This is a genomic window from Shewanella marisflavi (genome assembly GCF_002215585.1).
Classification (GTDB): Bacteria; Pseudomonadota; Gammaproteobacteria; order Enterobacterales; family Shewanellaceae; genus Shewanella; species Shewanella marisflavi.
In genome coordinates this window covers 783,091-809,159 of record NZ_CP022272.1, presented here as the reverse complement: position 1 = coordinate 809,159, position 26,069 = coordinate 783,091, and the positions used below count along the sequence as shown (strand labels likewise).

Genomic DNA, 26,069 nt, shown 5'->3' with positions numbered 1-26,069 from the left:
GTTAGATAAAGCAACTAAAGGCTATAAATAACATAACCTTAGACAACAAAAATAGATTAACTCATCCCAGGCATTAGAATATTTACCCGGTTTTACTCCACAATTTTTACTGAAAAGGGTGTTATCCGATCTGATTTCCACTAAAATGGCCGTCTAGATGTAGATACTTCTACACATTCAAATTGTTTAAAGACGAGATTTTTCCATTATGGCAAAGCACTTGTTTACCTCTGAGTCGGTCTCAGAAGGTCATCCAGATAAAATCGCCGATCAAATTTCTGATGCGGTACTCGACGCGATCTTAGAGCAAGATCCAAAGGCACGTGTTGCGTGCGAAACATACGTCAAAACCGGAATGGTGATGGTAGGTGGCGAGGTGACCACTTCTGCATGGGTTGATATCGAAGAGCTAACCCGTAAGACGGTTCGCGAGATCGGTTACACCCACTCAGACATGGGCTTCGATGCCGACTCTTGTGCGGTACTGAACGCCATTGGTAAGCAATCACCTGACATCAACCAAGGTGTTGATCGCGCCGATCCTAAAGAGCAAGGCGCAGGTGACCAAGGTTTGATGTTTGGTTATGCCAGCAACGAAACCGACGTACTCATGCCAGCCCCTATCACCTATGCACATGCATTGGTGAAGCGTCAGTCTGAAGTACGTAAAGACAACACCCTGCCTTGGTTGCGTCCAGATGCCAAGAGCCAGGTGACGTTCGCCTACGAAGACAACAAGATCGTCGGCATCGACGCGGTGGTACTCTCTACTCAGCATTGTGACAGTGTTAAGCAAGCTGATTTGATCGAAGGCGTGATGGAAACCATCATCAAGCCTGTACTACCAGCACAGTGGTTGAACAAAGAGACCAAGTTCTTCATCAACCCAACTGGTCGTTTCGTTATCGGTGGCCCTATGGGCGACTGTGGCCTGACAGGTCGTAAGATCATCGTTGATACCTACGGCGGCATGGCTCGTCACGGCGGCGGCGCTTTCTCGGGTAAAGACCCGTCAAAAGTTGACCGCAGCGCGGCCTATGCGGCTCGTTATGTAGCCAAGAACATAGTCGCTGCTGGTCTGGCAGATCGCTGTGAGATTCAAGTTTCTTACGCTATCGGTGTGGCAGAGCCAACCTCTATCAGCGTTGAAACCTTCGGTACCGGTAAGGTGTCAGAAGAGGTGTTAATCGGCTTAGTACGTCAGCACTTCGACCTGCGCCCATACGGCCTGACCGAGATGCTTGATCTGGCGCGTCCTATCTACAAGGCAACCGCTGCTTACGGTCACTTCGGTCGTAACGAGTTCCCTTGGGAGCGCACCGACAAAGCTGAAGCGCTGCGCGCAGACGCTAAGCTGTAATTCGCTTTAATAAAAAAACCGCCTACATGGCGGTTTTTTTATGTCGGTACTCGCGTAATTCCCCCCTGCTGACCGCTTCTCACCTTTATCAGCGCAGCCGCTAATCGATAAGCGTTGATGGCTTACCTGGCTTTGCATAACTGAGCCTGCCTAACCGCTCGGTGCGGTGATAACAATCAAGCCCTGATACACAAACGCTATTGAGCTGCTCGATATCGATGCTGCCATCATTTTTGAGCGCCACATCATCAAGCAATATATCGGTAATACTGCCAATCACCAGCAAGGTTTGATTCAGTTCGATCCTCTGATAGCTCTCGAGCTTAACGCCGTACTTTAATCGGCTTTGGGCCACAAAGGGCGCCTGCACCTCCTGATAATACTCTGGAGTTAACCCGACCTCTGCAAACTCACACTGCTGCGGCTCATAGCGAGCAGATGCTTGATGAGCCTGTTGCCAAATATCACTATTGACCTGATTAATGGTATAGCTGCCCGTAGCGATAATATTACTCAAGGTATCTCGCGCCACTGAGTTAGGCCGACTGATAAATCCGACTAAGGCTGGGTCTGCGCCTAAGTGAAACACAGAACTGACAATGGCTAAGTTGGTTTGCCCCGACTCATTGATAGTGCCTATGAGATTGGCACTCTTAAAGCCAGACAAACTATTGACCAGATGCGCTCGATAACGCTGCTCCATCTCAGCTAACTGGTTTTGGTCGATATGCACGGTTCGATTTACCATAAAATTGAATCACCATTCCAATCAATAAAGTAAGCCTCCGCAGAAGGCGTCACGGTTTGGGCCACCGCTAACAATCTCTCAGCAACAAATTCGGTTGAAAAGAGTTTTTCTTTGTCGACATTTTGCTGGAAGGGTTTGGACAGGGGTGTGTCGGTTGTACCAGGATGAAATGCCAAAATGACAACATTCTTGGCGCGGCGGGCATACTCAACGGCTGACGTTTGCAGCAACATATTCAGCGCAGCCTTAGATGCACGATAGCTATACCAACCACCGAGGCGATTATCACTAATACTACCGATACGTGCGCTCATTACCGCGACCACACATTTTTTATCGCCTTTGACCAGGGGCATCAGATGTTTCAGCCATAGCATAGGCGTGACGGTATTAATCTGAAACAGGGTATTCATCGCTTCTACGCTTAAATCTTCGAGCCGTTTCTCGGGCTTAATGCTCGCTTGATGCAAGATGCCGTTAAAAATAAACACACTACTAATAACCAGCTGCCTCGTTGCTAGCTCGTTAACTAAGGTGGATATCGCATCTTCACTGTAATCACACTGCAGGGATTCAAGCCCTTCGGCAATCACGCCTAGGGGTCGGCGGCTGATAGCAATCACAGGTCCTTGCAATAACAGCCGTTGAATTAACGCCTGGGCGATAGCGCTATTGGCGCCTATGATGACAGACACCCCTTCACCGTTTACTGCTTGGGTCACTACCGGTTTCATGACAAACCACACTGACCGCTTTCGCAGCGTTTTTTGCCTGTTAGCAGATAGGACACCTTATATCTATGCTTCGCAAATTTTAAGTACAGGAAGTCTGCGACAGGTTTAATCACTGGCCAGGTTAGAGGCGCCACGTAATGTTTTTTCCCCACCAGCGCCCACGCAAGATAGGTGACGTCTAGACCCGTGAGCAATTCGCCATTTTCGGTTTCACCATGCAATATCTCATTAGCGTACTTGGCATCGATATGTGGGTACTTGGCCGAAAAGTCATCGCTTGCCAAATCTGCCAGTTCAATCACATCTTCAGTGTCACAACGTTTGAGCTTAGCCATCTCTGCAGCGCATAGAGGACACTGACTGTCATAAAAAATACGTAGTTTCATGATATAGCGGCCCCCAATATGATCAGATGACATAGCACTGCCACAGCCGTTAGCCGAGTGCGTAATTGAATATATTCATCGGATAAGGTTTTTTCCCGCCACTGCTGCCTGTCTTTCAGGTAGACCACTAGGTAGCCCACGCTCAATATCAGCAGCGAGACATAAAGATGATTGACGACGATAGCGACCCAAGCGGCGACACTGACCACATTGCTGATGATCAGGAGCTTATCCTCAGTGAGATAGTGAACTTTGCAGCTCTCTCGTCCCCACAAGGTGCCCGCTAAAAACGAGAGAATAATCGCGCTGTAGGTGGTGAACAGCATAAAAGGGTCTAGGCTGAAGAAGGTCAACCCCGTCAGCATTAAGCAGGTAGACAAAATAAAGGGGAGTAACCCTGCATACCCCAACATAGAATAAGTTTTGGACATAGACGCACTCTGCTTAAGGGAATTTAAAGATATTACGCATTAAGCAGGCGTTGGGATCATCTTAGGTGACAGGGGCAACTAACGGATAAGGGTTTTAGTTTTCATTTCAATCAGATAGCTAAGCCAGCTAAATAAGAATATCCCCAAGGCATCGGCAAATAAATCAAACAGGTCAAAGGTGCGTTGCGGCAAGTACGCCTGGCTACACTCTTCGATGAAGACGAAAACGGCAACAGCAATCGCACCTAAATAGGGCTTAAAGCCACCAAGATAAACTCGCCTGAAATTGGTACCCAAGTTAACCAAGAGTGTCAGGGTGCCAAACAGCAACAAGTGGCCCCACTTATCGCCATAAGGCACTCGCTTCACGAGCTCAAAAAACAGATTAGACTGCCCAGTGCTGGCGCTGAAAATAATCCAGCCCAGAAACAGACTAAATAGCACACTTAAGCCGGCAAATAATTTCACCATAAGACAATCACAATCCGCTGAAAAAGCTTAAAGTTAATTAGATTAGCAGTGATCAAAATGACTATATTCCATACACATGAAGCTCAGTTGCTGCGCGTTTAGCACTGGCACCTCGACCTTCCTGGCCACAGCTAACATCTGCTCGCTTGGCGCACACATGGGAGTAATCTTGGCGGCGTAGTCATTGCTATAACCGCAATCAAGCCAGCACTCCTGCCAGTTCAACGCGTAAAACGCCCGGCCATCACGATGCAACTCAATAGATTCACAATCAAGCTCAGCTTGCGTTGCCAACGCGGTTAACAGCTTAAGGTTATCAAAGGCGCTCAGTTGCACCGCGGCGTATGGTGCAAGGCGCTGAGCGAGTTCAGGGGCGATCTCAGGCACAGTCTCTGGGTTAGGCACTGGCTCTGAGTTAGGCTTTGCCACTCTTGTTTCTCTTGTCACTTTTACCCTCCTACACTGCTCGCGCTATCTGCCTGAGTCGATGTGGCTAACAGATAATAGCCGCGGTCGTCGAAGTCAAAAAAATCCAGCACCTGCATCTCGGCCTTATGAGTATGGGCAGCAAAAGAGCGCTCATTATCCTCGGCGATAAAGGTCAACATAAAGGAATACTGAGGCTTAACCAATGCCTTAAGCTTGGCGACCATATCGGCAAAAAGCCCTGCGCCGCGATAGGCTGGCGCGATCCAGATGGGGCCATATTGGCAGCTGTTATCGACACTCAGAGGCTGGCCAGCCAGGCTATGGTCAGTTAAATTTTTCAGCAGACGACGATAAATGGGCCAAGCCGCAAAAAACGCCCAACTGCCGGCAATCACATAGCCGACAATCTTCCCCTTATGCTGGGCCACGACAATATAGTGGTCGCTGATAAGAGCACTAAGCGACTGGACACTAAATTGTTGTCCGCTCATCAGCTCGCCTCGCTGCTCGGGAGCCAACTCGGCTTGCCACTGACTGGCCTCTAAGGCGGTAATGGCAGCGAGATCGGCGGCGCTGGCCTGCCGAATCAAGAGTTCACTCTCTTGGTCCATGTGTCCCAATGATATCCCCTTTATTTGTTGGGTTATTTGCAAATTATCAGATCGACTACCAAACTTAACAAACCTGAAACACCAATAGCTTAGGGTCGATCATGCTGCCGGAAAACATTCATACGGGTGTGAGTATACTTGAAAACGATAATACACAAATCAACTTAGTCAGGTGGATGCATCAATGTGAGCTGATGAAGCGTTACTTCGAAGCCGACGTCGCCTTTGTCGCCCAGCAGACTGACCTGGGTTTTGAGGTCATCGTCAGCTCCATTAACGACACTCGTAAGTTCATCTCCGGCACCTTATACAATGAAAAGTTTGATATTTTCACCCGGATGTCCAACAGTCAGCCAGAAGGGGTGAGCATCAGCCTGAGCCAGGAATCCAATGCCGAACTGCCTAAGGATCTCGCCACCGCCAGCAATCTGTTATCACGCCCAATCCTTTGGCCAGACGGTACCATCTTTGGTTGCCTCGTTGTGGTCAACCCGGCTAATAGCGAAACGGCCAACGCCAATGCCTTTATGCTGGAACCCTTCCAGATCCTGCTGCAACAAGATCTGGCACTCCTGTGCCAAAGTCAGCGCATAGAGTCACTATCGATGCGCGATCGCGATACCGGCATGTTAAACCACTATGGATTTATCATGATGGCCCCCCGCCAGCTTAACTTAGGCCGACGTTTTGGCGCCCATGCCGGCATCTTATTTTTCGAGCTTTATCCCAACCCACCGCTGATCGACAAGATAGAAGACAAACACATTCGATTGCTGGGCAACATCATTCAAGACACTATACGGACTGCCGATATTGCCGCCCATTACAGCCATAGCCAATTTGTTGTACTGGTATTTGTCGACGCAGAACGAGATCTGAACCATATCAGCCGCAGGGTCGAAAAGTTACTGCTACAGCAAAACGATAGGCTAAAGCTCGACGCTGGCCACTCCTTCTTCTCTCCCGACTCCTCGGCCAAGTTAGCGCCCATGTTGGAAAAGGCTAAACAGCAGCTAAAATCACAGCAGACAACTCAAGATGAGGTGCAAGTAAAATAAGCCCTGTTATTTAGCTTTAGGGCTCTTTGTGTCGATTTGGGTATAGGTGTCGTTAGCAGTTTCACTGTCTGCACAAAGCCTGAGAAACCGAACAAATGACAGGTTAAATTGTACTAAAAGGAGATAAAAAGCAGATTTTGTTCGCAAATTTGAAAATTTACATTCTCACAACATATGATTTTTGAGTATGATGTAAACAGTTTGTGCTGTCAGACTTTCGTTTGATGCACCGCACCTAGCGAGTTCTGCAATTTAATAATAACAATAAGAGAGCAATACTATGCTATTACAATGCGCCGAAACCAGCCTTTGGCTCAGAGAATCTGGGCATCCTGCCATTACACTGCCACGTTGGCAGCAACAAGTTGATCTACTTAACGAATTTTATCAGTCTAAGGCCTGTATCGTCCTGCAACATATCGAAGGCGAATACCAGGTTGTCTGTAGTCGCCAAGATACCGATCTCAACCTCTACGCCGGCACTCTATTTCACGATGCCAGCCTGACCCAGGCGCTGAGCGCCCATACGGGTTATGGTCTGCTGCAGTTCACCAGCAGCCAAGACAGTAAGAGCCACTTAGCGCAATTTTCACAGCTACTTGCCTTGCCTCTCTACTGGTCAGATGGTCAACCTTTCGGCGTCATATTGATCTGTGACAGCCAACGCACCAAACATTTTAGGCGCTTATTGCCGTTACTGGAAAACAGCAAGGCGCTGATCCAGTCTGAACTTAAGCATCTGTTTTTAATGCAGCAGATCCAGATGATGTCGGTACAGGACGATCTTACCTGCATGCTCAACCCCTATGGCTTTAACCTGATGGCACCAAGGCAGCTAAGCCTGAGTCGCCGCTTCGGTTCTCACGCGGGTATCGTATTGCTTCAGGATCTGACCCAATACAAAGGGACGTTAGAACAGAGTCAGGGGCTGCGACAACTGGCGCGGGTGATTCATCATAATATGCGTGACGCCGACGTATCTGCCCGCATCGAGGATGGACTGTTTGCCATTTTGGCCTTTGTCGATAACCAGGCCAATCTGGATGCCTTGACGAAGAGGTTACTCAAGCAGATTGCCAAAGAGGAGATAAAAGCTGAGATCGCGATCGGTGTCAGTTTCTTCACGCCTAACACCCATTTGGCGATAGAACCTATGGTAGAAGCCGCAAGGCAGAACCTACAGGCCAGTGTGATTCGCCAGCAAAAGAACTACACGGCTTAGGCCTGGTCAGATTCCTGCGCCTTTGCCCATTGAATAAACATTACGATGGGGAAAGGTGACATCATTACGAGTCCCAGCCCGATCAAGCTAGAAACGAGCAGAATCCCTTGGATCTGCTCAGTCCACTGAGTAAGACCATAGATCCCCAGCCCCGCCAGCACCATGATCACGCCTAACCAGTGGGCAATTTTCAATCCGGTCATCATCACTTTATCTTTCCTCTTGTTCGACACAAAGATATCGGCCTTATCTTAACGACAGCAGAAGCAGCTTATCATGAACAAAATATCATGGAAAAACCCTAAAAAGGGCTTTTTAATTGGCCTTAAGCTTGTCAAAATATTCTTCTCGCTGTTTTGGAATCTCTCCCATGTTTAAAAAGTGTATTTTTATTGCAATCGCACTACTCGGTTTATCAGCCTGTCAAAGTGTCTCCATTCTCGACAACGAAGATCTTGATATTCTAGGCACCTGGCACATCGAAGCCACCCAAGGCAAACCAGTGATCGACTATAGCCCGGCGCAGCTTGTCTTCGCCGCAGATGGTGCACTCAGCGGCAACAACAGCTGCAATCAGTTTTTCGGTCAATACCAACTCGATGGTCGCAGCTTAACCCTCTCCCCCGCTGGCAACACCATGAAGGCCTGTGTTGACGCCTTGATGCAGCAAGAACAGAAGGTGATGCAGTCTATGTCTATGGTGACTCAAGGTACATTAACCAAAGGTAAGCTGATGCTCAGCGACGCCGACGGCAACACAGTGCTGGTACTTAGCAAGCAATAATCCTTATCTGGCTGCAATAAAAAACCGCCATTTCGGCGGTTTTTTATTATTCCAATTTATTAACTCGTTTGTTTGTCCAGCTGCTCGGCCATCAGCTGACTACGCTCGGCATCGGCGTTATAGTGTTCCAGATTCAGCTCATCTTCTGATTTGGCAATCACTGTGGTGGCGACTAGGTCACCGGAGACGTTCACTACGGTACGTGCCATATCCAAGATACGGTCGATACCCGCTATAATAGCGACCCCTTCCAGCGGTAAACCAACTGTGGTTAACACCAGCGTCAACATCACCAGACCGGCACCAGGCACACCCGCGGTGCCGATAGAGGCCAGGGTCGCTGTCAATATAATGGTGATATAGTCGACCCAGGTCAGATCGATACCGAAGGCCTGAGCCACAAATAGCGCCGTGACCCCTTGATATAATGCGGTACCGTCCATGTTAATCGTAGTACCCAGGGGCAACACGAAACTGGAGATCTTCTTATTGACCCCCAAGGACTCGCTGGCGCACTTCATACTGGCTGGCAGGGTACCTGCGCTGCTTGAGGTGGTGTAAGCCACCGCCAAGGCGCTGCGAATGCCCTTGAAAAACTGCATAGGATTAAGCTTGGCAACAAAGGTCAGCACTAAGCTATAGAAGCCGATAATATGCAGAGCACAGCCGATGTAGACTGCCAGGATCACCTTAATCAGCGGCATCAACATATCCACGCCGTATTGGCCGGCCACCCAGGCCATGAGACCAAACACCCCATAAGGTGCCAGTTTCATGATCATATCGGTCAGCTTGTACATCGCCTCAGCTAGGCTCTCAAACACCTTGATCGCCGGCTTACCATGATCGCCAATCAACACCAGGGCGATCCCTAAGGCAACGGCAAAGACGATCACCTGCAAAATCTGACCACTGGCCAGGGCGGCAATTGGATTGGTGGGCACGATATTGATCAGTGTCTCCATGATAGAAGGCACCTCTTTTACTGCGCCACTGGCCACCTCCGAGGTCATTCCCAGACCAGCACCAGGCTGCATGATGTAGCCCACGGCCAGACCTAACGTGATGGCGATAGAGGTAGTACCCAGATAGAAGGCAAACGACTTAAAACCGATGCGGCCCATCTTGGCAGTATCCTGCATAGAGGTGACCCCCACTATGAGGGAGCAGAACACTAAGGGGACGATCAACATCTTGATGGTGTTGACAAAAAGCGTACCTATGGGCTTAAGCATTACAGCTTGTTCGCCCAGGCCCAGGCCAGTGCAGATACCCAGCAGCATACCGATAAGAATTTGTAGCCAAAGAGGCACAGACATCCAGCCAGACCAGGCACGGCCTAGCCAAGAAGGGGATTGTTGACGCATGTTAATAACCTTGAATCGCGAGAGTGATAGCCCTTGCCGCCGTCATGAAAGACGCGCGTGACGCAGACGCAAATTGGACGGCGATGATAGCAGATAAAAGCGTAACATGCTGTGATTCACATCAAGGGAGAGCCCATCAGGCCTCGAAATAGACAGATTCCTGTTTCGCATCGACCCTGAAGGTATGTAAGGCGGCGGGAGGCTGCTCACGCTCGATAAGATGGCTCCAATAGGCATCGTCAAAACCATGAAACAGTTGCTCAGCTTTTCCCTGAGCTTTCAGAATTAAATACCACCATACCAATCCCCACAGGCCAAAGGTCGCCAAGGTAAGCAGAAAATGTAGTAGGTGACTTACCGCTTCCTGTTCTCGACTAAGCTCCAACTTATCCCGCTGATTTGGATTGAGTTTATTAACATTTTGCTGTTCAGAATCACTCATCTCCCCACCCCATAGCCACTTAGCTGACCCATCTTAAAAGCATAGCAGAGTTAGACTTTAGTCTAAGGGCCAATCGAAAAAATTCTGCCTTGGCTTAGCCATGAAGCATGCTAGAGTATGGCCAAATTTGAAGGAGGCGATAATGCAAATAAGAAAAGGCCAACAATCTGATCTCAACGCACTGGTACAATTTAATCAGGCCATGGCCAACGAAACCGAAGGCCTTGAGCTAGACCAAGCCACGCTGACCCAAGGGGTACAGACACTTCTGGAAAACCCTGCCCGGGGGTTTTACCTGGTGGCTGAAGAAGCAGGCGAGATCTTAGGCTCGCTCATGGTCACTTTTGAGTGGAGCGACTGGCGCGCCAAAGATTACTACTGGATCCAGAGCGTCTATATCCGCCCGCAAAACCGTCGCCAGGGGATCTACGCCAAACTGTATCAATCCGTTAAGAAGATCGCCGAAGAAAACGGCGGCGCAGCCAGTTTCAGGCTCTATGTGGAGCAAGAGAACAGCAAGGCGCAGCAGACCTATGAGGCCCTAGGCATGAAACAGAGCTACTACCTGATGTATGAGGAAAAGTAGGTCAATTCATCCCAATAAAAAAACGCCCTGACGGGCGTTTTTTTCATTCTGGTAAGTATTTGGCTTAAGCACAAATACTGGTCACCTTAATCGCCAGACCACCCTGACTGGTTTCCCGGTATTTCACATGCATATCTTTACCGGTTTCATACATAGTCGCGATCACCTTATCCAGGCTCACCTTAGGCTCACTGTTACGACGCATCGCCATACGGGCCGAGTTAATCGCCTTCACCGAGGCAATCGCGTTGCGCTCGATACAAGGTACCTGCACCTGCCCGGCAACCGGGTCACAGGTCAGCCCCAGGTTGTGCTCCATACCTATCTCGGCGGCGATACAGACCTGAGCAGGATTTCCTCCCATCAGCTCCGCCAACCCGGCAGCGGCCATAGAACAAGCCACTCCTACCTCGCCCTGGCACCCCACTTCGGCACCAGAAATAGAGGCGTTACGTTTATACAAACCACCAATCGCTGCGGCGGCGAGGAAGTAGCGAGTGTATTCCTTCGGCCCCACTGGCTGGATAAACTTATCGAAATAAGCCAGCACCGCAGGAATGATCCCCGCAGCGCCGTTGGTGGGAGAGGTCACCACCCGGCCACCAGCGGCATTTTCTTCGCTTACCGCCAGAGCAAACATATTGATCCAATCGACGATCATCATGGGATCAGACGACAGACGCTCATTGCTCACCAGCTGACGAAATAGCGCGGGGGCGCGACGTGGTACTCTTAGCGGACCGGCCAACACACCTTCGGTCTGACAACCTCGCTCTATGGCCTCCTTCATGGTTAGCCAAATCGCCTCGAAGCCTTCGGCAATATGAGCCTCACTATGCAGCACCTTCTCGTTCGCCATCATGATGGCACTGATGCTCATGCCAGTCTCTTGGCACAGCGCCAACAGCTCGCTCGCATCGGCGAAGGGGTAAGGCAAGATCACTTCGTTAGCCGCCGTCAGGCCAAAGTGCTCTTCATCGACAATAAAGCCACCGCCAATGGAATAGTAAGTCTTTTTATAGACACACAGCTGACCAACAAAAGCGCTTAGCGTCATGCCGTTTTCATGCAGTGCCAGCGCCTCAGGGTGAAACACCACGGCCTCGGGTGGGAAATCCACCCCGTGACCCTCGCTGCCCAGCGGTAAACAAGAGGTCATTGCCACCTGGCGAATAAATTCAGGAGTCAGATCGATATCCACTGTCTCAGGGCTGTTACCCGCCAGCCCCATGATGATGGCGCTATCGGTATGGTGCCCTTTACCCGTCAGCGACAGGGAGCCATAAATGTCGACCTTGACGCTGGTAATATTCAGCAATTCTCCACGCTGACGCAGGTCGTCAACAAAACCTTTGGCGGCCTTCATCGGCCCGACAGTGTGTGAGCTGGAGGGACCCACACCTATCTTAAAAATATCAAATGCGCTAACCATAGTTGTTTCCACCATCAATCGCGCGGTGCCAAAACACCGCGCAGATGAGAGCTAATTAAGAGAGCATGCCAAACAGTATGGCGGTCATTGCCAGCAGACCTGCGAGGATCACCAAGATGTTGCTGATACGGCCACGATAAGCCTTCAGCGCAGGCACCTTATAGACCGCATACATAGGCATAAGGTAAAGAATGGCGGCAATAATAGGGCCACCCAGAGCTTCAATCATGCCCAAGATGCTGGGGTTGATCACTGCGACACCCCAGATAGTCAGGAACATAAAGCCCAAAATAAACTTGTCGATCTTGGCATCGGATAGATCTTTCTTACTGCTACGCAGCTGCTTAGTGATGATCCCCTTAAGACCTTCTGTGGCGCCCAGATAGTGGCCAAAGAAAGAGGAGACGATAGCGATCACGGCAATGATGGGGCCAAAATAGCTTACAAAACCACTGGCATGCACGTTGGCCAGATAAGAGAGGATCGGCAGATTTTGAGACTTGGCTTCGGCCAACTGCGCCGGGCTTAATGACAGCACGCATGAGAAGACAAACAGCATCACGAAACCCACCAACATCATGCTGGTGTTACGCAAAATCACATCGGCCTTCTTAGCAGCTTGATTACCATACTGCTTCTTGAGTGATACCGAGAACTGAGAAATCGCCGGCGAGTGGTTAAAGGCAAACACCAACACTGGGATGGTCAACCACACTGTGCCCAGAAACTCGCCTGTCGCAGGCACTTCCATCAGGGCGTCCATCTTCCAACTTGGGATCAGATAGAGAGACATAAAGGCCAGGATCCCCACCAGCGGATAGACCAGCAGCTGGGTGACCTTAAGCATAAATTTCTCACCAGACACCATCACAGACATCATACCCAGTACCAGAATACCCGATAACAGGAAGCGTGGTGGTGAGGCCATTCCCAACTGGTTAACGATAAAACTGTCGACGGTATTAGTAATTCCCACACCGTAGATCAACACTATGGGATAGATGGCAAAGAAATAGAGTAAGGTGATCGCCTTACCGGCGCCGACACCAAAATACTCCTCTACTACATGGGTAATGTCACTGCCCTGTCGTTGAGAAGAACAGACGAAACGAGATAAACCTCTATGGGCCAGGTAGGTCATAGGCCCGATGATCAACGCCATCAATACCAGGGGCCAAAATCCCCCCATACCGGCATTAATTGGCAGAAACAGAATACCGGCACCCACTGCGGTGCCAAATAGGCTCAACATCCAGGTAGTGTCATTACGTGTCCAGCCAGGGCGCTGGGTAATATTAACGTCAGAGATTGTCGCTTCGTTTTGCATAAATTGACCTTATCGATGCTTTAGCATTCGAGTGTTTCGACGCCCCGCCGAGCAAGCTTTCAACCCGGAAAGTACGACTAAAATTCGCGCTCAGCATATAGCAGCGACCCCGAGATAAATTGATCTGGCGCCTCATTTTGTAATGAAATTTCAGAATAAACCGAGTTTGTGAACTAGGTCCAAATTATTCCGTTGTAAATTTTCACAAAGGCAATCTAGCGATAACCAAAGCGAACCAAAAGCTCACATCCGCGCTACCCTTTTTACAATTGTTCACCAGACGGTATTTAGAGCGACCTCTTACGCAACCCCATTAGAAACGGGCCATTAGCCCTATAGACCCGACTCAATAGGTTAAGCATCTCCCCTTGCCACCGACTCGCCACTGCCATGCATCAAATGTTACTTTGTGGCAAAATAGCGCCCTGTCGTTTCATTCACTTTTGGAATACCCCATGCTCTGTGCGTTAACCCATCAATCCACCATCAGCATCACAGTTGGCTCAACCAATCCAGTCAAAATTGGTGCCGCACGTCAGGCGCTCTCGCTGCTGTTTCCCGATGCTGAGATCCGCTGCCAGGGAATACATGCGCCTTCCGGAGTTGCGCCGCAGCCGATGACAGATGAAGAGACCCGCGAAGGCGCCATCAACCGTGCCCGCTACTGTGCACAGATGGGACAGGAGAATGAGCAGCTAAAGGCCGACCTCTATATTGCGATGGAAGGCGGCGTAGATCTGTTCGACCATGGCGCGGCGACCTATGCCTATATGGCGATCATTCACAACAATGAGCTGAGCATAGGACGTAGTGCCCAATTACCACTGCCGGGCAAGGTCTATCAGGCATTGGTGACCGGTGAAGAGCTGGGCGATGTGATGGACAGGTTGTTCAACACGGTCAATATCAAACAAAAAGGCGGTGCCATCGGTCTGTTTACCCAAGGTAGGGCCAGCAGAGAGAGTGTCTACACCCAGGCGATCGTGCTGGCGATGGCCCCAATACTCAATCCAGAACTCTTCGCATAAGCCAAGTGAACAGCAGACGCCGACAGCTTGCGTCTGCTTAAATACTCTACATTAGCAAAAACTTGCATTTCTAAATTTAGGCGACTAAGTTAGATGTAAACCGCAACTAAATAGCACACTCGGATCGCCACAATGTCTCAACTTTGTCCTTCGACACTCGATGATTCAGCTCCCACACAGACTATAGAACTGCCGCAGACTTGCTCTTCATTGCGTAGCCTCTCCAGGCTATTGGTAAGGCAGCTTGGCATGCTCAACTCAGCCTGCGGCGATCTACCACTATCACCGGTGCAGGCCCACGCCTTGATTGAACTCGACTCCCAGGAGCTTTCAATAAAGCAGTTGGCGCTGGCGCTGAATATCGACAAGTCCAACGCCAGCCGTGCCGTCAGCCAGCTATGCGAAAAGGGCTTTGCCAAGAGCCGTAACAACCCCAGAGACAGCCGTAGCTCTCTGTGCCAGCTGACCCCTCAGGGCAAACGTCAGCTCACCCGCTTAAATGAGCAACAAAACAAGATGTACCAGGAGATCCTGGCCCAGCTTTCACTTGAGCAGATCGCCCAGCTCGAAGCCAGCCTCAGCCAATATACCCGGGCCATAGAGCTGGCGAACGCCCAGCAAGGTTATGAGATCAGAAGCCTTGAAGAACAAGATAACCGCCATATTGCCCGGGTGATCCGTAACGTTTCTGCCGAATATGGTTTAACCCCAGACAAAGGCTATAGCGTCGCCGATCCCACCCTGGACGATCTCTACAGCGTCTACCAAGGCGACAAGGCGCACTACTGGGTGGTGGATTATAAGGGCTTGGTCATGGGCGGCGTCGGTATCGCTCCCCTACCCGGCCATAGTGAGATCTGTGAACTGCAGAAGATGTATTTCGACCCCAAGCTCAGAGGTAAGGGCTTCGCTAAGCGCATGGCGCTGCAGGCCTTTGAATTTGCCAGACGCCAGGGATTTAGCCTCTGCTATCTTGAAACTACCGCCTGTTTGCATGAGGCGGTTAAGCTATATGAAAAACTGGGATTCGAACATCTGGATGCTCCCCTTGGTAACACGGGTCACGATGCCTGCGAAATGCCTATGCTGCTCAAACTTTAACCAGGAAAATTACAATTAAATCATCGAGATATTTTGTTACTTCACGATGAGTTAATTTATCTAGTGTTTCCTAAAAAAGCTTGCTAGCCTCAAAGGTAATCCTTGTGCATTCTGGAGATTTGAATGGACTATACTAGACTCCCCCATTCCAGCTTAGACGTCAGTAAAATTTGCCTGGGCACCATGACCTGGGGTGAACAGAATACCCAGGCTGAGGCCTTCGAACAGCTCGACTACGCCATCGGACAAGGCATCAACTTTATCGATACCGCCGAAATGTACCCTGTGCCTCCTAAGGCGGAAACCCAGGGCGAAACCGAGCGCATACTTGGCAACTACCTCAAGGCACGTGGCAATCGCGACAATTTAGTGATCGCCACCAAGGTGGCCGCGCCAGGCGGTAAGAGCGACTATATTCGTCAAAACATGGCGCTGGACTGGCGCAACATACATCAGGCGGTCAACGACTCCTTAGAGCGTCTGCAGATTGAAACCATAGATCTCTATCAACTGCACTGGCCCGATCGCAACACCAACTTTTTCGGCGAGCTCTTCTACCAGCAAGGTGACCAGGAGAAGCTCACCCCCATAGTCGATACTCTCGAGGCCCTGGCCGATCTGATCAAGGCGGGTAAGATCCGCTACATAGGGGTGTCTAACGAGACCCCTTGGGGATTGATGAAGTATCTGCAATTGGCGGAAAAACATGGTCTGCCGCGCATCATCAGCGTGCAGAACCCCTACAACCTGCTCAATCGCAGCTTTGAAGTGGGTATGGCAGAGATCGCTCATCGCGAAGAGTTACCTCTGTTGGCCTACTCACCGCTGGCGTTTGGTGCCCTGAGTGGTAAATACCTAAACGGCCAATGGCCAGATGGAGCCAGACTCACCCTGTTCAAGCGCTTCGCCCGCTATACTGGCTCGCAGATGGCCTTAGATGCCACCCAGGCCTATGTCGAGCTGGCACGGGAATTTAACCTGAGTCCGGCGCAGATGGCCCTGGCCTTCGTTAACGGCCGCCGCTTCGTGGGCAGCAACATCATAGGGGCAACCAACCTCGAGCAGCTCAAAGAGAATATCGACAGCGCCTCGGTTAGCCTGAGCGATGAACTGCTAGGCAGAATCGACGAGCTGGCGAACATCTACCGTATCCCCTGCCCTTAAAAGGGGTTTGTGGACCTAGCCAACCCTAAAAGACGAAATGCACCTTGCAATAGGCGCTGAGATCTCCCAAGATCTGAGCGCCTTTTTTGTTTGAACCACGCAACGGAACCAATTGATGGAATTTAGCCAGCTGCGCAGTCAGTTTCCTGCCCTCAGCCAGACACTCGGCGACTATCCCCTGGTGTATCTGGACACGGCCGCGACCAGTCAGAAACCCCAAGGGGTGATCGACGCCATGACCGGCTATTACGCCCAAGATAATGCCAATGTGCATCGCGCCGCCCATCAGCTATCCGCCCGAGCCACCAGCCAATATGAGGCGGTGCGCAGCCAGGTTCAGCGCTTTATTCATGCCGCCAGAAGAGAAGAGATCATCTTCACCCATGGCACCACAGAAGGGATCAACCTGGTCGCCCAAGGGTTAGCATCCCAATTAAAACCGCAAGATCTGATTCTGATCGACAACGCCGCCCATCATGCCAATATCGTTCCCTGGCAGATGCTGGCCAAGCAAACCGGCGCCGAAATCGTCCCCATCCCACTGACCCATGACGCACGTCTGGATCAAACGGCCTACCGTGAGTTGCTCAAACGTCAGCCGCGTATCGTTGCCCTGAGCCATGTTTCCAACGTGCTGGGCACGGTTAACCCAGTAGCCGAGATGGTTAGCCAGGCCAAGTCGGTTGGCGCTCTGACCCTTATCGATGGCGCCCAGGCGATCGCCCATCTTGAGGTGGATGTACAGTCCATCGACTGCGACTTCTACCTCTTCTCCGGCCATAAGATGTATGGCCCGACCGGCGTTGGGATCTTATATGGCCGCTTTGATCAGCTAGACAAACTCGAGCCCCTGCTTACCGGCGGCGAGATGATCAAACAGGTCAGCTTCGAGGGCACCACATTTAATATACTGCCCAATCGTCTCGAGGCGGGTACGCCGCCCATCGCCGAGGTGATTGGCCTGGGCGCCGCTATCGACTTTCTTCAGTCGCTGCCAAGGGCTGAAATCAGGGCCCATGAACAGGTACTGCTCAAACGCCTGCAGGCCGAGCTAAACGCCCTCGGCGGGATCACCCTCTATGGCGCCCACGAAGACAATGTCGGCGCGGTAGCCTTTAACCTCACCGGCGAACATCACCAGGATGTAGGGATCTTGTTGGATCAACAAGGGATCGCCGTTCGCTGCGGTCATCACTGCGCCATGCCGCTGATGCAAACACTGGGCCTTTCAGGCTGCTGCCGTGCCTCGCTCGGCGTCTATTCCAGCGATGAAGATATAAATCGCTTTATCGAGGCGCTACAATCGGTAAAAGACCTTTTGCTTTAATTGACGCTAACTCGCGCCACAACTGACGAAGATGAGTCCTAGATGAGTGATACCCCCTTAAGCCCAGAACCAGAGGCCTTTACCCGCCTCGAACTGGATCCCCAGGAGATACTGCCAAACTTCACCCAGGCGGCAAACTGGCAGGAGCGCTACCGCGCCCTGATGTTGCTGGGCAAACGCCTACCGTCTCTGGACGAGGCTTTACGGCAACCCTCGGCCCAAGTCAGAGGCTGCGAGAGCAACGCCTGGCTCTATCACAGAGAGATTGACGGCAAACATTACTACCTGGCGGACAGCGACGCCCGTATCGTCAAGGGACTGATCGCCCTGCTGCTGACCGTTACGCATGGGCAAGATAAGGCCAGCATCGCAGCCCTGGATCTTGACGCCTATTTCGAGCAGTTGGGACTCAGTGGTCAGCTAAGCCCATCGCGAACCAATGGCGTACTGGCGCTGGCACAGGCGATCAAGGCGGCCGCCAACTAACTCCTCAGCCTTGCTCCTTAGGTAGTGCTTGTTGACATAATATTCACGCCCATACCCATAGACTTGTCCCCAGCACTTTGTTTTGATTTAGCACCTCAACCGAGGTGCCAATGGGGCAATCTATATGTCAGCAGACACGCAAACCTCTACCGCCTTTTGGCGCCAACATCTTCTAGTACCCGGCATGCTGTTTATCCTGGCTGTCATGCTGATCGAACTGTTTCATATCGACCTCGCCCTCAGCCAATGGCTGTTTCACCTCGAAGGCGGTATCTATGGCTGGCCGCTACGCAGCGCCTGGCTGACAGAAAAACTGATCCATGTCGGTGGCCGCGATCTGGTGATCTTGCTAGGAGTCATAGTCATTAGTCTGCTCGCCCTGAGCAGCAAAAAAGCCACCCTGGCATACTATCGCCGAGGTTTGATCTTTCTCTTGATGAGCGTGCTCAGCAGCGTGATATTGGTCAGACTCGGCAAGTCTTTTATTCACCTAGACTGCCCCTGGCATCTGAAGATATTCGGGGGAGCTGCCGATTACTTTTCGCTGTTTTCACCTAAGGTTGATGCCAACTCGCCCGGGCAATGCTTTCCGGCAGGTCACTCTAGCGGCGGCTATGCCTGGGTAGCACTCTACTTCTTTGCCCTTAGCTACGCGCCGCGCTATCGCTGGTTGGGGCTGGGCTTTGGGCTTGGGCTGGGGGTTATCTTTGGCGTGGCGCAGCAGCTCAGAGGCGCACATTTTCTATCACACGACGTCTGGAGTTTGGCGATCGCTTGGTGCTCGGCGATGAGTTGGTATTACGGCTTATTTTTGCGCCGCAAGCGAGACCAGAACCAGACAAACCAGACGCTGGAGGCTCTTAGCCGCTAAAGAGGAAGCCTTAGCGCGCCAGACGGTGGCCGAGATCGGCACGAAGATCCGGCCCCAGATGGTACTGGTCATCCCCACGCCCCTTGGCAACATACATCGCCTGATCGGCCACATGCAGCAGGGCGTCCATATTGCTGGCATGATCGGGATAAACGGCAAAGCCTAAGCTGGCTTGAATCCCCTTTCCTGTCTGCAAGAGGGGCTCACGAAAGCCTTCGAACAGTCCTTTAGCAAGCGCTGAGACCTCCTGTTCAAGCATCGCCTCCAGAGGCAGATCTGGCACCATGATGACAAACTCATCACCACCAATACGCGCCACCAGGTCCTCTGGCCGCTGCCAGGTTTTTAGCCTTTCGGCTGCCGTCATCAAGACGCGATCGCCTGCCTGATGGCCAAGGGTGTCGTTAATCTGTTTAAAGTTATTGAGGTCGATAAAGATAAGCACCACTCGCGACTTGATTTGACTCGCTCGCGCTATCGCCTGTGCCAGATGCTGTTCGAGCTGCAAACGATTGGGTAAGCCGGTCAAAGGATCTTGATGTGCCATCTGCTCAAGCTTGTTGTGCAGCGCCTTATCCTGTGTGATATCGCGCACCACACCCACCATCTTAAGCAATTCCCCCTCGCTGTCTTTCACCAGGTTACCCGTCTCGCGCACCCAGCGCACCGAGCCGTCAGGCCAGAGGATACGGTACTCCTCGTCGTGATTCTCACCGGTAGCAATACAGCGCTCTTCGCCCGCCCTAACCTTTTCGCGGTCCTCAGGGTGAACTCGAGAATAGAAGAACTCATAACTTGGGGTGACCTCCCCCAATTTGTAGCCGAAGATGCCATAGATAGCATCGGACCAATAGAGGGTATCTGTGCCAACGTCCCAGTCCCAGGTGCCTATTTGGGCAAAATACTGACTGTGATGATAACGGGTAATATCCTGACGAATATCCTGCTCTAAGGAGTGGTGACGCACTATGAGTAACTGGCCGCGCGCCTCTTGGCTCAGGCGGGTAAAACTTAAGAACTCACGACCCAGATTCAAACTGGTCCCCAACTGACGATCGTCAATCTGCCGCAGTTGTGCCCCATTAGAATCTTTAAGCCACAAGGCCAGCGACTTGCCCCTAAGATCGGTCGCCTCCTCCTGCATCAAGCTCACCGCCAGGGCATTATGGGCAAGAATACTGCCCTTAGCATCGATAAGGATAACACCGTCATCCAATTGGGAGGCTAAGGTTTCAAAGCGTAATGGCTCCCAGCTGCGTCTTCGCAGCAAGAGAAACACCAGCACGCACAGCGCCAGGAGTAACAGTAAGCTCAGCCCCATCATAGCCATATTTAGCGTACCGGGCTTGCCTCAAGGGAGAGAATATAATGGGGAAATCGATATCGATGCATCAGCGCCTCCTAAACAGTTCGGCCTCAACACTCGTCAAGTGAAGGCCAGAATGAGGCGCGAACATCGCGCCCCATCAATCACTATTAGCTAAGCATCAAAGCCAGGCGCTGCCAAGTACTTTCGCACTAAAATAAGTAAGTTAAGCCTCGACCTGTGTCTGCATTCTGCGCTGTTGCAGGCGTTGAAGCAGGCGACCTAAATAGGCGCCTAAGATCATCGCCGCCATGAAGGCCAACGCCAAGGGATCGAAACTGGAGAGATTCACCACAGCTGGGCCCGGACAAATACCTAACATGCCCCAGCCCAGGCCAAATAGCCCTGCACCCACCACCAGAGGACCATCGATACGTGTCTTGTTTGGCACCTGATAATGACTATCCAGCACAGGACCTAACTTTTGGGCCATTCTGGGTTTTACCCACAAGAGATAAATGGGCAGATAGACACTAAGGGAACCGCCCATCACCAACATTAAGCTGGGGTCCCATTGACCGCTCGCGATCAAGCTGACATCCAAGAAGCCCAGCACCTTAGCGGGATCGGCAAGGCCCGAGAGCAGTAGACCGGCACCAAACAACAGGCCCGAGAGTAAAGCAATTAAATTACGCATATCGCCCCCTAGTTCAGCAACACGGCGGCAGCTATGCCCACCAACATGAACACCAGCGACGCGGCAATGGAGCGCGGCGACAAACGGCCGATGCCGCAGATGCAATGACCGCTGGTGCAGCCGTTGCCCAGAGAACTGCCTATGCCCACTAGCAAACCTGCCAGCAGTAGGGTCGGCAAGGCGATCCCCCCGGCACTCAAGACCACAGGTTCAATCGCCAGCCACTCCTTAAGTGGCGCGGCCAGCAACAGGCCGCTTAACACCAGCCCTGCGAGAAAATAAACTTGCCAGCCCAATATGGACTTAGACTCGCGGCGCCACAGCGCGCCATATATGATGCCGCTAATACCGGCGATTCGGCCGTTAACGACCAAGAGCAGGCTTGCCGCCAAGCCAATCAATAGACCACCGCACAAGGCGATAGCGAGTGATGAAAACATCGAGTACCTCTTTCATCTGTCGCGAAAAGAAAGCGAGAGGGCCATTAGACCCTCTGGTAAAAATTTAAAGAGTGGCAAACTTATAGGTGCGATAACCGCCGATGAGGTTACGCGCCCGATAGCCATTGTTGACCAGCTGACGATAGGCCACATTACCCCGCAGCCCTACCTGACAGAAGATCACTATCTCCTTATCTTTAGGCAGCTCATGCATGCGATCGCGCAGTTCGTCCACCGGAATATTAACCGCGCCCTCGAAGCCACCATTTTTAAGCTCGCCAGGGTTACGCACATCCAGCAGAAGTTGATCATCACTGAGATCATCTATCTGATCGAAGTGAATCGGTGTGGCATCCCCCTTGATGATGTTGCTGGCCACAAAGGCGGCCTGATTGAGGACATCCTTGGCACTGCCGTATGGCGGGGCATAGCTCAGCTCAAGATGCTGAAGCTGCTCAACCGTCATTCCGGCGCGCTGGGCAACCGCCATCACATCGATGCGCTTATCGATACCATCTTTGCCCACGGCCTGAGCCCCTAAGATGGTGCCCTTAACGGGATCGAACAGCAGTTTGAAAGAGACTACCTCAGCGCCAGGATAGTAACTGGCGTGGCTGGCGGTGTGCACATAGACCTTCTCATAGGCGATGTCAGCCTGTTTAAGCTGTTTCTCATTCTTGCCGGTGGCAGCAACGGCCAGATCGAACACCTTACAGATCGCCGTCCCTTGAGTGCCCTGATAATGCTCCTGGCGGCCAAACATGTTGTCGGCGGCCATGCGGCCCTGACGATTTGCCGGGCCCGCCAAGGGTACCAGGCAAGCCTGACCGGTAACGAAATCTTGCTCCTCGACGGCATCGCCCACCGCATAGATAGCGGGGTCGCTGGTCTGCATCATGGTGTTCACCGCGATACCACCAAGCTCACCAATCGCCAGTCCCGCATCGCGGGCCAGCTGCGTCTCGGGGCGCACACCAATGGCCATGATCAACAGATCTGTATCTAGCGTCTCGCCGTTGCTCAAGGTGAGGTTAAGGCGTCCCTTTAGATGCTGATGGGCGGTCTCTTCACCGGCGGCGTCGCTCGCCACGTGAGTTTGCGCCTGATAATTGACTTCTTTCAACGCCGTGTCCAGGCGCAGATCAACACCTTGCTCGCGGATTGCCTGATGGACAAAGCCCGCCATCTCACGGTCAACAGGGGTCATCACCTGAGGTGCCAGCTCCAGTAGCGTGGTCTTAATACCGAGATAATGCAGGGACTCCATCATCTCCAGACCGATAAAGCCACCACCAACAACCGTAGCGTGTTCGACATTGTTCATCTGGATCGTTTGCAGAATGCGATCCATATCGGGAATATTGCGCAGCGAATGGGTTAACGGGTTGTCTATGCCAGGGATTGGCGGCACGATAGGCGCTGCACCAGGGCTGAGCAGCAAGGCATCATAACTTTCCTGATATTCGCTGCCATCACTCAGACGTCTGACGGTTACTAACTTGGCGGCGCGATCGATAGCAACCACCTCATGCATCACGCGTACATCAACGTTAAATCTGGCTTTAAAGCTTTCCGGAGTCTGCAGCACAAGGGCGCTGCGCTTAGCGATTTCGCCACTGATATGATAGGGCAGACCACAGTTGGCAAATGACACATACTCACCGCGCTCAAACATGATGATTTCGGCGGTTTCGCTGAGTCTGCGCGCCCTTGCCGCCGCCGATGCACCACCCGCGACGCCGCCTATGATCAGTATCTTCTTCATCTCAATGCTTCTCCTACTGCACAAATCAGACCTTGGCCGAGAGTGTATTACATTCGCCTGTACATGCAAATTTGTTTTATTAGAAAAATCTAAGTGAAAATTTGAAACAGTGATCAATATCGATAAACAGCTCAATAAAGCCGCATCAATTCAAAAAAATGCAGCCATATTGGCTGCATTTAATTCACATTTACTTTGGGTTTTATTCAAATGTTCCTTTTCGCAGAGGCTTACCAGCATCGACTAACAGATGGCCTTGGCACCACACTTTATCTATTTGCATCTGTTCATCAAGCAGCACCAAATCAGCATCTTTGTCTACACCTATACCTCCCTTGCGCCATAATTTCAGCACTCTTGCCGCATTACTCGTCACCATAGGTAACACTTGCTCCAAAGAAAGACCCGACTCTCTTAAGGCCGTAAAAGCCTCAAACAAACTGCCAACTTGACCAACTTCAACCCCAACACAATCGCCGCGTTCATTAAATACCGGCAGGCTGGCATTGCCATCTGAGCTAAGACTGATCTGACTTAGCGGCAGTTGCTGAGAAAGCGCAAATTGCACAGCATCAACAATAGAGACCTCTCCTTCATCTAGATAATAAGCATTGGTCGATGCGGTAAAATCAATGACTCCGCCCGCTTTAGCAAAGGCCACACCTTGCTCCAGCAGTGTTTGTGAGCGATTTATATGGGTCGGATAAAATTGACTCAGGGGGATATCACTGTTTTTGGCAACATCATGTAAGAGCGCTAAACCCGACCGCCCATCTCCCACATGCACAAAAACGATTCCAGCTTTACCACTTAACATGCCACCAACCCGGCTCTGAGAGGCAACTCGTGCAAGTTCATCTGAGGTCAATTGAGAACCTCGATGATCGGCAATCGCAATTTCCCCCACCCCGATAACATTATCAATTAACATCAGATCTTGGGTGATATCGCCGGTCAGCGTCTTGACGGGATATTCATAGGATCCGGTATAACAATAAACCGACAGCCCTTCGTAATTCAGCGCTTTCGCTTTGACAACCAAGTCATTGAGACTACGACTCACAGAATCAGTACCAAGCGCGGCAACCAATGTCGTCACCCCGGCGAGTGTGGCATCAGTTAAGTTCATCTCAGGGGTGCGGGTATGGTAACCACCTTCACCACCACCTCCAGTGATATGCACCAAGGGGTCGACCAGCCCAGGAATGAGTGCTCTTCCTTTAGCATCAATCTGATTAAGCCATGGTGATTGGGGCATCTCAATCTTGGCTCCGATACTGATGACATCACGGCCACTAAAAAGAATGTCCTGAATACCAATAAATTCAGGATTATAAATTGCAGCATTACGTATAAGAGTTAGCATCAGTTATATCCAATGAAAACAGCAAACAAAATCAAGCCACTAGCCATGAAGGTCAACAGCAACTGAAAACGCCATATTAGACCAACCCATTGACCAAATGACAGCTTAGCGACACCCAAACACCCCATTAATGAGGCCGATGTTGGAATAATTAAATTGGTTAATCCATCTCCCAGTTGAAAACAGAGTACAGACACTTGTCTACTCACACCGGCAATATCAGCCAGAGGGGCCATCAGTGGCATAGTCAAAGCGGCCTGCCCAGATCCCGATGCCACAAAGAAATTCAACGAGGACTGAAATAGGTACATAGCGACCGCCGATAAGGTCTGAGGTAAAGACCCCAATGACTCACCGGCGTAATGAAGCACAGTATTTAAAACAGAGGCTTGAGTAGGATCGTCGCCACCTAAAATAATCACTATGCCTTTGGCAAAACCGACAATCATCGCAGCGGGTAGTAATTCAGCAGCTCCTTTTTGAAAGGAAGCTGACACCTGATTAGCACTGCGACGCCTAAACAGAATCGCAATGGCCCCCACCAAGAGTGCCAAGGCAAAAAACTGGCTAGCGATCTGAGGGATATAATAGCCTTGCACAACAACGCCCCAGACAACCCAGGCGATAACCCCCATTAAGCTGGCAACAACTAACCATTCAAACCTTCCGCAGCGAATATCACCAAGCTTCTCTGTCGCTAGATTTTCTGGCTGACCTTGATGTTTTTTAGCGTACCTGACGGTAAAGATTAGCCCCGTAAGGGTAAATAGCCACCAGGCGCTTACTCTCAATCCTGCTCCAGACATAATAGGAACATCAGCGATCCCCTGAGCAATTGCCACACTAAAAGGGTTCATCCAAGAGGTAGCAAAACCTATTTGAGTTGCCACATAAGTAACTAATACCACGGTTGCAGTGTCATAGCCTAAGGCTAATACTGAGGAAACTTGCCAAAAGATAATAAAAAACCAGCCAAGCCACAGCAACATCGATATTGAGCTGAGCGTCAGTCACTAACACTTGCGTTAATTGTCTCTATACAATCAGAGAGTGGCGCTTAGCCACTCTCTTAAACAAGATAAAAATAGTCAATTATTGGGGCCGTTTACCCTTTACAGGCTTACCTTAGC

General features: G+C 51.1%; 29 protein-coding genes. 11 read left to right on the top strand and 18 right to left on the bottom strand.

Going from position 1 to position 26,069, the window contains the following annotated elements; all coding sequences use genetic code 11:
- The first annotated feature begins 208 nt into the window (after nucleotides 1-208).
- On the top strand, nucleotides 209-1,360 hold the full coding sequence (metK, locus tag CFF01_RS03625) for a methionine adenosyltransferase (protein WP_088903898.1): 1,152 nt from the start codon (nucleotides 209-211) through the stop codon (nucleotides 1,358-1,360).
- A gap of 100 nt (nucleotides 1,361-1,460) precedes the next feature.
- Here the strand turns inward: metK and CFF01_RS03620 are convergent, their stop codons facing one another.
- From CFF01_RS03620 to CFF01_RS03590, 7 genes are all read right to left on the bottom strand, one after another.
- Nucleotides 1,461-2,108, bottom strand: a complete 648-nt coding sequence (locus CFF01_RS03620; protein ID WP_088903897.1) for a flavin reductase family protein — start codon at nucleotides 2,106-2,108, stop codon at nucleotides 1,461-1,463.
- Entirely contained in the window at nucleotides 2,102-2,842 is a 741-nt protein-coding gene (locus tag CFF01_RS03615) for an SDR family NAD(P)-dependent oxidoreductase (RefSeq protein ID WP_088903896.1), read from the bottom strand. Before CFF01_RS03615 ends, CFF01_RS03620 begins: the two co-directional genes overlap by 7 nt.
- Nucleotides 2,839-3,228, bottom strand: coding sequence for a thiol-disulfide oxidoreductase DCC family protein (locus CFF01_RS03610; protein WP_088903895.1), 390 nt, complete (start codon nucleotides 3,226-3,228; stop codon nucleotides 2,839-2,841). The genes CFF01_RS03615 and CFF01_RS03610 overlap by 4 nt, the downstream gene beginning before the upstream one ends.
- Nucleotides 3,225-3,659, bottom strand: a complete 435-nt coding sequence (locus CFF01_RS03605; RefSeq protein ID WP_033539936.1) for a DUF3429 domain-containing protein — start codon at nucleotides 3,657-3,659, stop codon at nucleotides 3,225-3,227. Before CFF01_RS03605 ends, CFF01_RS03610 begins: the two co-directional genes overlap by 4 nt.
- Before the next feature lie 78 nt (nucleotides 3,660-3,737).
- Nucleotides 3,738-4,130: a VanZ family protein gene (locus CFF01_RS03600; RefSeq protein ID WP_088903894.1), complete on the bottom strand. Its 393-nt coding sequence runs from the start codon at nucleotides 4,128-4,130 to the stop codon at nucleotides 3,738-3,740.
- A 42-nt stretch (nucleotides 4,131-4,172) separates the two neighbouring features.
- Nucleotides 4,173-4,577, bottom strand: a complete 405-nt coding sequence (locus CFF01_RS03595; protein WP_088903893.1) for a hypothetical protein — start codon at nucleotides 4,575-4,577, stop codon at nucleotides 4,173-4,175.
- Between the two features lie 2 nt (nucleotides 4,578-4,579).
- Nucleotides 4,580-5,170 carry a GNAT family N-acetyltransferase gene (locus CFF01_RS03590; protein ID WP_088903892.1) on the bottom strand — a complete coding sequence of 197 codons (591 nt, stop codon included), beginning with the start codon at nucleotides 5,168-5,170 and terminating at the stop codon, nucleotides 4,580-4,582.
- A gap of 101 nt (nucleotides 5,171-5,271) precedes the next feature.
- Between CFF01_RS03590 and CFF01_RS03585 the strand changes: the two genes are divergently transcribed.
- Nucleotides 5,272-6,228, top strand: a complete 957-nt coding sequence (locus CFF01_RS03585) for a nucleotidyl cyclase domain-containing protein (protein ID WP_088903891.1) — start codon at nucleotides 5,272-5,274, stop codon at nucleotides 6,226-6,228.
- 280 nt (nucleotides 6,229-6,508) lie between these two features.
- Nucleotides 6,509-7,450, top strand: a complete 942-nt coding sequence (locus CFF01_RS03580) for a GGDEF domain-containing protein (RefSeq protein WP_033539931.1) — start codon at nucleotides 6,509-6,511, stop codon at nucleotides 7,448-7,450.
- Here the strand turns inward: CFF01_RS03580 and CFF01_RS03575 are convergent.
- Nucleotides 7,447-7,656 carry a hypothetical protein gene (locus CFF01_RS03575; RefSeq protein ID WP_033539930.1) on the bottom strand — a complete coding sequence of 70 codons (210 nt, stop codon included), beginning with the start codon at nucleotides 7,654-7,656 and terminating at the stop codon, nucleotides 7,447-7,449. The genes CFF01_RS03580 and CFF01_RS03575 overlap by 4 nt on opposite strands.
- A 164-nt stretch (nucleotides 7,657-7,820) precedes the next feature.
- Between CFF01_RS03575 and CFF01_RS03570 the strand changes: the two genes are divergently transcribed.
- A complete protein-coding gene (locus CFF01_RS03570) occupies nucleotides 7,821-8,234 on the top strand; it encodes an META domain-containing protein (protein ID WP_088903890.1) in 414 nt (137 codons plus the stop codon).
- Between the two features lie 59 nt (nucleotides 8,235-8,293).
- Here the strand turns inward: CFF01_RS03570 and CFF01_RS03565 are convergent, their stop codons facing one another.
- Together CFF01_RS03565 and CFF01_RS03560 are read right to left on the bottom strand one after the other, a co-directional pair.
- Complete coding sequence (locus CFF01_RS03565) at nucleotides 8,294-9,601, bottom strand: dicarboxylate/amino acid:cation symporter (RefSeq protein WP_088903889.1); 1,308 nt, start codon at nucleotides 9,599-9,601, stop codon at nucleotides 8,294-8,296.
- Nucleotides 9,602-9,737: 136 nt separating this feature from the next.
- Complete coding sequence (locus tag CFF01_RS03560; protein WP_088903888.1) at nucleotides 9,738-10,043, bottom strand: DUF4234 domain-containing protein; 306 nt, start codon at nucleotides 10,041-10,043, stop codon at nucleotides 9,738-9,740.
- A gap of 142 nt (nucleotides 10,044-10,185) precedes the next feature.
- On the opposite strand from CFF01_RS03560, the gene CFF01_RS03555 reads away from it, so the two are divergent.
- Nucleotides 10,186-10,629, top strand: a complete 444-nt coding sequence (locus CFF01_RS03555; protein ID WP_033539926.1) for a GNAT family N-acetyltransferase — start codon at nucleotides 10,186-10,188, stop codon at nucleotides 10,627-10,629.
- Between the two features lie 64 nt (nucleotides 10,630-10,693).
- Here the strand turns inward: CFF01_RS03555 and CFF01_RS03550 are convergent, their stop codons facing one another.
- Nucleotides 10,694-12,061, bottom strand: a complete 1,368-nt coding sequence (locus tag CFF01_RS03550) for an L-serine ammonia-lyase (RefSeq protein WP_088903887.1) — start codon at nucleotides 12,059-12,061, stop codon at nucleotides 10,694-10,696.
- Nucleotides 12,062-12,116: 55 nt separating this feature from the next.
- Nucleotides 12,117-13,388: a serine/threonine transporter gene (locus CFF01_RS03545; protein ID WP_088903886.1), complete on the bottom strand. Its 1,272-nt coding sequence runs from the start codon at nucleotides 13,386-13,388 to the stop codon at nucleotides 12,117-12,119.
- Nucleotides 13,389-13,843: 455 nt separating this feature from the next.
- Between CFF01_RS03545 and yjjX the strand changes: the two genes are divergently transcribed.
- From yjjX to CFF01_RS03515, 6 genes are all read left to right on the top strand, one after another.
- A complete protein-coding gene (gene yjjX / locus CFF01_RS03540) occupies nucleotides 13,844-14,416 on the top strand; it encodes an inosine/xanthosine triphosphatase (protein WP_088903885.1) in 573 nt (190 codons plus the stop codon).
- A 132-nt stretch (nucleotides 14,417-14,548) separates the two neighbouring features.
- Entirely contained in the window at nucleotides 14,549-15,517 is a 969-nt protein-coding gene (locus CFF01_RS03535; RefSeq protein ID WP_081953840.1) for a bifunctional helix-turn-helix transcriptional regulator/GNAT family N-acetyltransferase, read from the top strand.
- 123 nt (nucleotides 15,518-15,640) lie between these two features.
- Nucleotides 15,641-16,681 (top strand): NADP(H)-dependent aldo-keto reductase, encoded by a 1,041-nt coding sequence (locus CFF01_RS03530; RefSeq protein WP_088903884.1) that lies wholly within the window; start codon nucleotides 15,641-15,643, stop codon nucleotides 16,679-16,681.
- 115 nt (nucleotides 16,682-16,796) lie between these two features.
- A complete protein-coding gene (locus CFF01_RS03525) occupies nucleotides 16,797-18,008 on the top strand; it encodes an aminotransferase class V-fold PLP-dependent enzyme (protein WP_088903883.1) in 1,212 nt (403 codons plus the stop codon).
- A gap of 42 nt (nucleotides 18,009-18,050) precedes the next feature.
- Complete coding sequence (locus CFF01_RS03520) at nucleotides 18,051-18,494, top strand: SufE family protein (protein ID WP_088903882.1); 444 nt, start codon at nucleotides 18,051-18,053, stop codon at nucleotides 18,492-18,494.
- A gap of 124 nt (nucleotides 18,495-18,618) precedes the next feature.
- The gene (locus CFF01_RS03515; RefSeq protein WP_232479497.1) at nucleotides 18,619-19,365 is read left to right on the top strand and encodes a phosphatase PAP2 family protein; all 747 of its coding nucleotides are present in this window, start codon (nucleotides 18,619-18,621) and stop codon (nucleotides 19,363-19,365) included.
- A gap of 10 nt (nucleotides 19,366-19,375) precedes the next feature.
- On the opposite strand, the gene CFF01_RS03510 is transcribed toward CFF01_RS03515, so the two are convergent.
- From CFF01_RS03510 to CFF01_RS03485, 6 genes are all read right to left on the bottom strand, one after another.
- Entirely contained in the window at nucleotides 19,376-20,695 is a 1,320-nt protein-coding gene (locus CFF01_RS03510) for a diguanylate cyclase domain-containing protein (protein WP_088903881.1), read from the bottom strand.
- A 202-nt stretch (nucleotides 20,696-20,897) separates the two neighbouring features.
- A complete protein-coding gene (locus CFF01_RS03505; RefSeq protein WP_088903880.1) occupies nucleotides 20,898-21,368 on the bottom strand; it encodes a DUF6691 family protein in 471 nt (156 codons plus the stop codon).
- An 8-nt stretch (nucleotides 21,369-21,376) separates the two neighbouring features.
- Nucleotides 21,377-21,808 carry a YeeE/YedE family protein gene (locus CFF01_RS03500; RefSeq protein ID WP_033539918.1) on the bottom strand — a complete coding sequence of 144 codons (432 nt, stop codon included), beginning with the start codon at nucleotides 21,806-21,808 and terminating at the stop codon, nucleotides 21,377-21,379.
- Nucleotides 21,809-21,872: 64 nt separating this feature from the next.
- Complete coding sequence (locus CFF01_RS03495) at nucleotides 21,873-23,573, bottom strand: FAD-dependent oxidoreductase (RefSeq protein ID WP_033539917.1); 1,701 nt, start codon at nucleotides 23,571-23,573, stop codon at nucleotides 21,873-21,875.
- A gap of 202 nt (nucleotides 23,574-23,775) precedes the next feature.
- Nucleotides 23,776-24,939: a beta-aspartyl-peptidase gene (gene iadA, locus CFF01_RS03490; protein WP_088903879.1), complete on the bottom strand. Its 1,164-nt coding sequence runs from the start codon at nucleotides 24,937-24,939 to the stop codon at nucleotides 23,776-23,778.
- Nucleotides 24,939-25,928: a transporter permease gene (locus tag CFF01_RS03485; RefSeq protein ID WP_088903878.1), complete on the bottom strand. Its 990-nt coding sequence runs from the start codon at nucleotides 25,926-25,928 to the stop codon at nucleotides 24,939-24,941. The genes iadA and CFF01_RS03485 overlap by 1 nt, the downstream gene beginning before the upstream one ends.
- Nucleotides 25,929-26,069: the final 141 nt, after the last annotated feature.

Bases quoted from the DNA above. Each gene is read 5' to 3' on its own strand.
- metK (WP_088903898.1), top strand. From the start codon at position 209: ATGGCAAAGCACTTGTTTACCTCTGAGTCGGTCTCAGAAGGTCATCCA.
- CFF01_RS03620 (WP_088903897.1), bottom strand. From the start codon at position 2,108: ATGGTAAATCGAACCGTGCATATCGACCAAAACCAGTTAGCTGAGATG.
- CFF01_RS03615 (WP_088903896.1), bottom strand. From the start codon at position 2,842: ATGAAACCGGTAGTGACCCAAGCAGTAAACGGTGAAGGGGTGTCTGTC.
- CFF01_RS03610 (WP_088903895.1), bottom strand. From the start codon at position 3,228: ATGAAACTACGTATTTTTTATGACAGTCAGTGTCCTCTATGCGCTGCA.
- CFF01_RS03605 (WP_033539936.1), bottom strand. From the start codon at position 3,659: ATGTCCAAAACTTATTCTATGTTGGGGTATGCAGGGTTACTCCCCTTT.
- CFF01_RS03600 (WP_088903894.1), bottom strand. From the start codon at position 4,130: ATGGTGAAATTATTTGCCGGCTTAAGTGTGCTATTTAGTCTGTTTCTG.
- CFF01_RS03590 (WP_088903892.1), bottom strand. From the start codon at position 5,170: ATGGACCAAGAGAGTGAACTCTTGATTCGGCAGGCCAGCGCCGCCGAT.
- CFF01_RS03585 (WP_088903891.1), top strand. From the start codon at position 5,272: ATGCTGCCGGAAAACATTCATACGGGTGTGAGTATACTTGAAAACGAT.
- CFF01_RS03580 (WP_033539931.1), top strand. From the start codon at position 6,509: ATGCTATTACAATGCGCCGAAACCAGCCTTTGGCTCAGAGAATCTGGG.
- CFF01_RS03575 (WP_033539930.1), bottom strand. From the start codon at position 7,656: ATGATGACCGGATTGAAAATTGCCCACTGGTTAGGCGTGATCATGGTG.
- CFF01_RS03570 (WP_088903890.1), top strand. From the start codon at position 7,821: ATGTTTAAAAAGTGTATTTTTATTGCAATCGCACTACTCGGTTTATCA.
- CFF01_RS03565 (WP_088903889.1), bottom strand. From the start codon at position 9,601: ATGCGTCAACAATCCCCTTCTTGGCTAGGCCGTGCCTGGTCTGGCTGG.
- CFF01_RS03560 (WP_088903888.1), bottom strand. From the start codon at position 10,043: ATGAGTGATTCTGAACAGCAAAATGTTAATAAACTCAATCCAAATCAG.
- CFF01_RS03555 (WP_033539926.1), top strand. From the start codon at position 10,186: ATGCAAATAAGAAAAGGCCAACAATCTGATCTCAACGCACTGGTACAA.
- CFF01_RS03550 (WP_088903887.1), bottom strand. From the start codon at position 12,061: ATGGTTAGCGCATTTGATATTTTTAAGATAGGTGTGGGTCCCTCCAGC.
- CFF01_RS03545 (WP_088903886.1), bottom strand. From the start codon at position 13,388: ATGCAAAACGAAGCGACAATCTCTGACGTTAATATTACCCAGCGCCCT.
- yjjX (WP_088903885.1), top strand. From the start codon at position 13,844: ATGCTCTGTGCGTTAACCCATCAATCCACCATCAGCATCACAGTTGGC.
- CFF01_RS03535 (WP_081953840.1), top strand. From the start codon at position 14,549: ATGTCTCAACTTTGTCCTTCGACACTCGATGATTCAGCTCCCACACAG.
- CFF01_RS03530 (WP_088903884.1), top strand. From the start codon at position 15,641: ATGGACTATACTAGACTCCCCCATTCCAGCTTAGACGTCAGTAAAATT.
- CFF01_RS03525 (WP_088903883.1), top strand. From the start codon at position 16,797: ATGGAATTTAGCCAGCTGCGCAGTCAGTTTCCTGCCCTCAGCCAGACA.
- CFF01_RS03520 (WP_088903882.1), top strand. From the start codon at position 18,051: ATGAGTGATACCCCCTTAAGCCCAGAACCAGAGGCCTTTACCCGCCTC.
- CFF01_RS03515 (WP_232479497.1), top strand. From the start codon at position 18,619: ATGTCAGCAGACACGCAAACCTCTACCGCCTTTTGGCGCCAACATCTT.
- CFF01_RS03510 (WP_088903881.1), bottom strand. From the start codon at position 20,695: ATGGCTATGATGGGGCTGAGCTTACTGTTACTCCTGGCGCTGTGCGTG.
- CFF01_RS03505 (WP_088903880.1), bottom strand. From the start codon at position 21,368: ATGCGTAATTTAATTGCTTTACTCTCGGGCCTGTTGTTTGGTGCCGGT.
- CFF01_RS03500 (WP_033539918.1), bottom strand. From the start codon at position 21,808: ATGTTTTCATCACTCGCTATCGCCTTGTGCGGTGGTCTATTGATTGGC.
- CFF01_RS03495 (WP_033539917.1), bottom strand. From the start codon at position 23,573: ATGAAGAAGATACTGATCATAGGCGGCGTCGCGGGTGGTGCATCGGCG.
- iadA (WP_088903879.1), bottom strand. From the start codon at position 24,939: ATGCTAACTCTTATACGTAATGCTGCAATTTATAATCCTGAATTTATT.
- CFF01_RS03485 (WP_088903878.1), bottom strand. From the start codon at position 25,928: ATGTTGCTGTGGCTTGGCTGGTTTTTTATTATCTTTTGGCAAGTTTCC.